The organism is Methylogaea oryzae, from assembly GCF_019669985.1.
Taxonomy (GTDB): Bacteria; Pseudomonadota; Gammaproteobacteria; order Methylococcales; family Methylococcaceae; genus Methylogaea; species Methylogaea oryzae.
This window is the reverse complement of sequence record NZ_AP019782.1, coordinates 1,730,001-1,736,445: the sequence shown is the minus strand read 5'-3', so window position 1 is coordinate 1,736,445 and position 6,445 is coordinate 1,730,001. Positions and strand designations below refer to the sequence as shown.

At 58.8% G+C, this 6,445-nt stretch carries 3 protein-coding genes and 2 rRNA genes (1 of these 5 running past the window's edge); 2 read left to right on the top strand and 3 right to left on the bottom strand.

The window, feature by feature from the left end; genetic code table 11:
* Window positions 1–53 precede the first annotated feature (53 nt).
* Window positions 54–1,142, top strand: a complete 1,089-nt coding sequence (locus K5607_RS08015; RefSeq protein ID WP_054774144.1) for a cupin-like domain-containing protein — start codon at window positions 54–56, stop codon at window positions 1,140–1,142.
* 30 nt (window positions 1,143–1,172) lie between these two features.
* Entirely contained in the window at window positions 1,173–2,951 is a 1,779-nt protein-coding gene (locus tag K5607_RS08010) for a DUF885 domain-containing protein (RefSeq protein WP_221048748.1), read from the top strand.
* Window positions 2,952–3,026: 75 nt separating this feature from the next.
* Here the strand turns inward: K5607_RS08010 and K5607_RS08005 are convergent, their stop codons facing one another.
* From K5607_RS08005 to K5607_RS07995, 3 genes are all read right to left on the bottom strand, one after another.
* The gene (locus K5607_RS08005; protein WP_054774145.1) at window positions 3,027–3,518 is read right to left on the bottom strand and encodes a macro domain-containing protein; all 492 of its coding nucleotides are present in this window, start codon (window positions 3,516–3,518) and stop codon (window positions 3,027–3,029) included.
* Between the two features lie 288 nt (window positions 3,519–3,806).
* A 5S ribosomal RNA gene (gene rrf, locus K5607_RS08000) occupies window positions 3,807–3,921 on the bottom strand.
* A 126-nt stretch (window positions 3,922–4,047) separates the two neighbouring features.
* Window positions 4,048–6,445: ribosomal RNA gene (locus K5607_RS07995) — 23S ribosomal RNA — on the bottom strand (it continues 495 nt past the right edge of the window).

Here is a 6,445-nt window from a genome sequence, read left to right as displayed (position 1 = left end):
AGCCGCTGATCGACGCTACGAAAAACCCGCCAGCCAACCAACAAGGATTGCCCATGAGCACCGTCGAACGCATCGCCGTCCCCAATTGCGCCGAGTTCCGCGCCCGTTACCGGGACCGGCGCCAACCGGTGGTCATCCAAGGGCTGTTCGCCGGCCATCCCCTTGCGCAAATCAACACGGTGGAACGCGCGCGCGAACGCATCGGCGCCATGCCGATCCGCATGGCGCGCAATTACATGGACATGAACGTGCGCAACATCGGCGATTTCGTGGCCGGTCGGCCGGTGAACCTGGAACCGGAAACCCGCGACATCACCCTGGCGGAATACCTGGACCTGGCGTCCGCAGCGCCGGACGAGCGCTGGATCGCCACGGAAAACGTGCCGCCGGCCGAACTGGTGGCCGGACTGGACCTGAGCCCGGTGGGCGTCGGCGCCATCGAGCCGGGCTACGGCAAGCCGACCGACCCTTACGAAGCCGGCAAAAGCTATTCCCTCATGTTCGTCGGCAGCCCCGGCAACGCCTCCGACCTGCACACCGACTGGGACGGCCGCCACGTGGTGCTGTACCAGATGTTCGGCCGCAAAAGGGCCACGGTGTTCCCCACCGAGGTGGCCGAGCAGTTGCTGCCCATCGACATCTATTCCATGGTGCGCCTGCGCGGCATGGCCGAGGACCGGCGCCGCGCCTTCACCGAATCCCTGGGCGGCATCGACGTGGTGCTGGAACCGGGCGACGCGCTGTACATGCCGGCTTTCTGCTGGCACCACCTGGAATACCTCGACACCGGCATGTCGGTGAATTTCCGCTTCGACGGCCCGCGCGACGCCGACTTGCGCTTCCTCATCAACAACCTGCACCGGGACACCTACACGCAAAACCTGTTTACCGCCCTGCTGGACGAAAAACGCTGCCGGGAGCACCAAGCCACCCTAGCCCAGCTGCGCACGGAATGCTGCCGCGACTATGCCACCGGCTTGGACAAATACCACGCCTTGCGCGAGTCGTGCCGCCAAGCCTACCGGGAAGTGTGCCTGCGCGGCGCGGCGGAATCGCCCTTCGCTTGGATCAACCACAGCGATTTCCTCGACAGCATTTTGTGCTACCGCTACAACCGCCCGCCCATGGACGTGGCGCCTTAAACCATTGCACCGACCGAGAGTAACCGCACCATGAACCACCGCTACCCGCGCGTCGCACTACTGAGCCTGCTGTTCATCGCCCCCGGCCTAGCGTGGGCCGATGCCGCCACCGTGGAACAGCGCGTCGAGCGCCTGCACGGCCTGTTGAGCCAACAGTGGGAATACACCCTGCGCACCCAGCCGGAACTGGCCTCCATCCTCGGCGACAAACGCTACAACGACCGTTTGCGCTCGGTTTCGGCCGCGGCCATCCAAAGCGATTTGCGACAAACGCGGCACTTCCTGAAGCAATTCGAAGCCATCGATACCCAGGACTTCCCGGAACAAGAACGGCTCAACCGCGATCTGATGGCGCACAGCCTACGGCAGCAATTGGAAGGCGCGCGCTTCAAGGACTGGGAAATGCCGGTGGACCAGTTCGACGGCCTGCACATCGACCTGCCGCTGCTGGTCGCCTCCCTGCCCTTCACCGACGTCAAGGACTACGAGGACTACGCCAGCCGCTTAGGACAAGTGCCGCGGCTGTTCAAGGAAACCATGGCGCAAATGCGGCAAGGCATGAAAGACGGCTTGATGCCGCCGAAACGCCTGCTGACCGAGGTGGACCAACAAGCGGAAGGCATCGCCGCGCAAAAACCCGAAGAAACCTCGCTGGCGCAACCGCTGCAGCATTTCCCTGCCGCTGTCGGCGAGCAAGATCGGCAACGCTTGCGCGCCCGCATCCTGGCGATTCTGGGCAAGCAAGTGCTGCCGGCCTACCGCGAATTTGCCCGCTTCGTGCGCGAAGAATACGCACCGAAAGGCCGCGACAGCATCGGTCTATGGGCGCTGCCCGACGGCGATGCCCGCTATGCCCGCGCGGTGCGCATCCAGACCACCACCGATAAAACGCCGGAGGAAATCCATCGGCTGGGCCTGAGCGAAGTGGCGCGCATCGAAGCCGAACAAATGGAGATCGTCAAAAAACTCGGCTACGACGACTTGAAGCGCTTCAACGAATCCCTCAAGCACAATCCCCAGGTGCATCCGGTCTCGGCCGAGCAAATCCTCGACCAATTCCGCCGATACATCGGCCAAATGCAGGACCAACTGCCCAAGCTGTTCGGCCGCCTGCCCCAGGCCAAACTGGTGGTTGTGCCGGTGGAAGCGTTCCGCGAAAAGCAGGCGCCGGCCGCGGCTTACAGTGTCGGCAGCCCGGACGGCTCGCGGCCCGGCCAGGTGTTCGTCAATACCTACGATTACGCCCAGCAACTGACCATCACCAACGAATCCACCGCTTACCATGAAGGCGTGCCCGGCCACCATTTGCAACGATCCATCGCCGAAGAACTGCCGCAGCTGCCGCCGTTCCGCCAGCAAGCCAACTACACCGCTTTCGTCGAAGGCTGGGCGGTTTACACGGAACACCTGGGCAAGGAAGTGGGCTACTACCAGAACCCCTACAACGATTACGGCCGGCTGGAAGACGAGAAATGGCGCGCCATCCGCCTGGTGGTGGACACCGGCATCCACTCCCAGCGCTGGCCCCGCGAGCAAGTGGTGCAATACATGCGCGACCACTCCAGCGCCAACGAAGACAGCATCCAGGCGGAAACCGACCGCTACATCGCCCTACCGGCCCAAGCCTTGGCCTATAAGGTAGGTCAGCTGTCCATCCTGCATCTGCGGGAAAAGGCGCGGCAGGCGCTGGGCGACAAATTCGACATCCGCGCCTACCACGACATCGTGCTTAGCGCCGGCGCCCTGCCTTTGCATGTGCTGCAACAGCGAGTAGAGGAATGGGTGCAGAACGGCGGCGTTAGCCGTTAATTTTTTTGAATTCCCTGCGACGAGACCCTACCGACGGTCTCGTCCGGCGAACAAAAGCACGGCACGGAACAGGGCTCACAGCCCCGGCTCGTTCGCCTTTTGCTTAGGCAAGTACTCCACGTAGACGAAAACAGGAATCTCCATTTCCCCTAACTGCTCTTGAATCACCGGCCACACCTCCAACCAATCCAGCCCGCCCACGCCGGTAGCCAAGCGCGGCACGGCAATTGAAGCGATTTTTTCTTTCTCGGCGGCTTTGCGTAAAGCGCGCAACGCATGACGGAGATTGCTGACCGAGGCCTTGCCGAGACGCTGGCCGTGGCCGTATCCGCCTTCCTGAGTAATCAAGGTGGCGATTTTCTTGCCCATGCCGGTGTCCCACATCCACGCTTCGCCGGGCTTCGGGTGCTTCTGATGGCACCAATGGTGATAATCCTTGTGCATGGACGGAAAGAGCGAATGCAACGCCAGCGCCAACCCCTGATCCATGGGATCGTTGGCGGCAGCGCCATGGACGATCGCTTGCGCTCTGGTCAACAGAATATCGCCGGCTACTTCGTGAATCATGTGTCTCCCGATCGGTGAAGTGACTATAAATTCTTACATCCTGAGTTCGATCGATACGGCTCAATCAGGCTAAGGATAGCCCATCCGCCCGCATTGCAGGCATCGGCTAGACGACTTCTCGGCGGCAACATCGGCTGGCGCGCGGTAAGGCGGGAACAGGCGGTCTGAGGGGCTGGCCCGTCGGAGTTTTTGGGCTCCGGCGGGTTACGCGGGGGAGTGCGGCGATGCCGGGTTGAACGCGGCGCATAAAAAAACCCGACCTTGAGGGGTCGGGTTTAGGGTTTAAGAGCCTGGCGGTGTCCTACTTTCACATGGATTTAACCACACTATCATCGGCGCTAAGCGGTTTCACTTCCGAGGTCGGGATGGGATCGGGTGGTTCCCGCTTGCTATGGCCACCAGGCAAAAGGGTTTAGGCCTTTAGCCTGAATTCTTTGGAAAGCCACCGGCTTGGCCGGACTATTTAGGGCTTCCAATTCTGGAAAGTTGTACGTTGTTCGCGACATGTCCCAAACGCATTGGGTGTTATATGGTCAAGCCTCACGGGCAATTAGTACACGTTAGCTGCATGCATTACTGCACTTCCACATCGTGCCTATCAACGTCGTGGTCTTCGACGGCCCTTCAGGGGGGTCAAGCCCCCAGGGAGATCTCATCTTGGGAGGGGCTTCCCGCTTAGATGCTTTCAGCGGTTATCCCGTCCGAACTTAGCTACCCGGCAGTGCCACTGGCGTGACAACCGGAACACCAGAGGTTCGTCCACTCCGGTCCTCTCGTACTAGGAGCAGCTTCCCTCAAATCTCCAACGCCCACGGCAGATAGGGACCGAACTGTCTCACGACGTTCTGAACCCAGCTCGCGTACCACTTTAAATGGCGAACAGCCATACCCTTGGGACCGGCTACAGCCCCAGGATGTGATGAGCCGACATCGAGGTGCCAAACACCGCCGTCGATATGAACTCTTGGGCGGTATCAGCCTGTTATCCCCGGAGTACCTTTTATCCGTTGAGCGATGGCCCTTCCATACAGAACCACCGGATCACTAAGACCTACTTTCGTACCTGCTCGTCGTGTCTGACTCGCAGTCAAGCGTGCTTTTGCCTTTACACTCATTGCATGATTTCCGACCATGCTGAGCACACCTTCGTGCTCCTCCGTTACTCTTTGGGAGGAGACCGCCCCAGTCAAACTACCCACCATGCACTGTCCCCAACCCGGATTACGGGTCTAGGTTAGAACTTCAAATAGGCCAGGGTGGTATTTCAAGGTTGGCTCCACGCAAACTGGCGTTCACGCTTCAAAGCCTCCCACCTATCCTACACAGGCCGATTCAAAGTCCAGTGCAAAGCTATAGTAAAGGTTCACGGGGTCTTTCCGTCTTGCCGCGGGTACACTGCATCTTCACAGCGATTTCAATTTCACTGAGTCTCGGGTGGAGACAGCGCCGCCATCGTTACGCCATTCGTGCAGGTCGGAACTTACCCGACAAGGAATTTCGCTACCTTAGGACCGTTATAGTTACGGCCGCCGTTTACCGGGGCTTCGATCAAGAGCTTCGCCTTGCGGCTGACCCCATCAATTAACCTTCCGGCACCGGGCAGGCGTCACACCCTATACGTCCACTTTCGTGTTTGCAGAGTGCTGTGTTTTTGTTAAACAGTCGCAGCGGCCTGGTCACTGCAACCCTCTTCCGCTTCAGGAGCAAGTCCTTACACGTACATGAGGGCACACCTTCTCCCGAAGTTACGGTGCTATTTTGCCTAGTTCCTTCACCCGAGTTCTCTCAAACGCCTTGGGATTCTCTCCCCGCCCACCTGAGTCGGTTTGGGGTACGGCCAACGATGACCTGAAGCTTAGAGGCTTTTCTTGGAAGCATGGCATCAATCACTTCGTCTCTTAAAAGAGACTCGTCGTCACGTCTCAGAATTATGTCCCCGGATTTGCCTAAGAACACTCCCTACACGCTTAAACCGGGACAACCAACGCCCGGCCGACCTAGCCTTCTCCGTCACCCCATCGCAGTCACCGCCGGTACGGGAATATTAACCCGTTTTCCATCGACTACGCCTTTCGGCCTCGCCTTAGGTGCCGACTAACCCTGCGCCGATTAACGTTGCGCAGGAAACCTTGGGCTTTCGGCGGATAGGTTTTTCACCTATCTTGTCGTTACTCATGTCAGCATTCGCACTTCTGATACCTCCAGCAGACTTTACAATCCACCTTCACAGGCTTACAGAACGCTCCTCTACCGCGCATACCAAAGGTATGCACCCGCAGCTTCGGTACATGGCTTAGCCCCGTTGAATCTTCCGCGCAGGCCGACTCGACCAGTGAGCTATTACGCTTTCTTTAAAGGATGGCTGCTTCTAAGCCAACCTCCTGGCTGTCTGTGCCTTCCCACATCGTTTTCCACTTAGCCATGATTTTGGGACCTTAGCTGGCGGTCTGGGCTCTTTCCCTTTTCACGACGGACCTTATCACCCGCCGTGTGTCTCCCGTGATTGCACTTCTCGGTATTCGGAGTTTGCATCGGTTTGGTAGATCTAGACGACCCCCTAGCCGAAACAGTGCTCTACCCCCGAGAGTGAGACACGAGGCGCTACCTAAATAGCTTTCGAGGAGAACCAGCTATCTCCGAGCTTGATTAGCCTTTCACTCCGATCCACAGTTCATCCGAATCTTTTTCAACAGATTACGGTTCGGACCTCCAGTCAGTTTTACCTAACCTTCATCCTGACCATGGATAGATCGCCCGGTTTCGGGTCTACTCCCAGCGACTAGTCGCCCTATTCAGACTCGGTTTCCCTTCGGCTCCCCTATTCGGTTAACCTTGCCACTGAAAGTAACTCGCTGACCCATTATACAAAAGGTACGCAGTCACCCCACGAGGGGGCTCCCACTGCTTGTACGCATACGGTTTCAGGT

Bases quoted from the DNA above. Each gene is read 5' to 3' on its own strand.
- K5607_RS08015 (WP_054774144.1), top strand. From the start codon at position 54: ATGAGCACCGTCGAACGCATCGCCGTCCCCAATTGCGCCGAGTTCCGC.
- K5607_RS08010 (WP_221048748.1), top strand. From the start codon at position 1,173: ATGAACCACCGCTACCCGCGCGTCGCACTACTGAGCCTGCTGTTCATC.
- K5607_RS08005 (WP_054774145.1), bottom strand. From the start codon at position 3,518: ATGATTCACGAAGTAGCCGGCGATATTCTGTTGACCAGAGCGCAAGCG.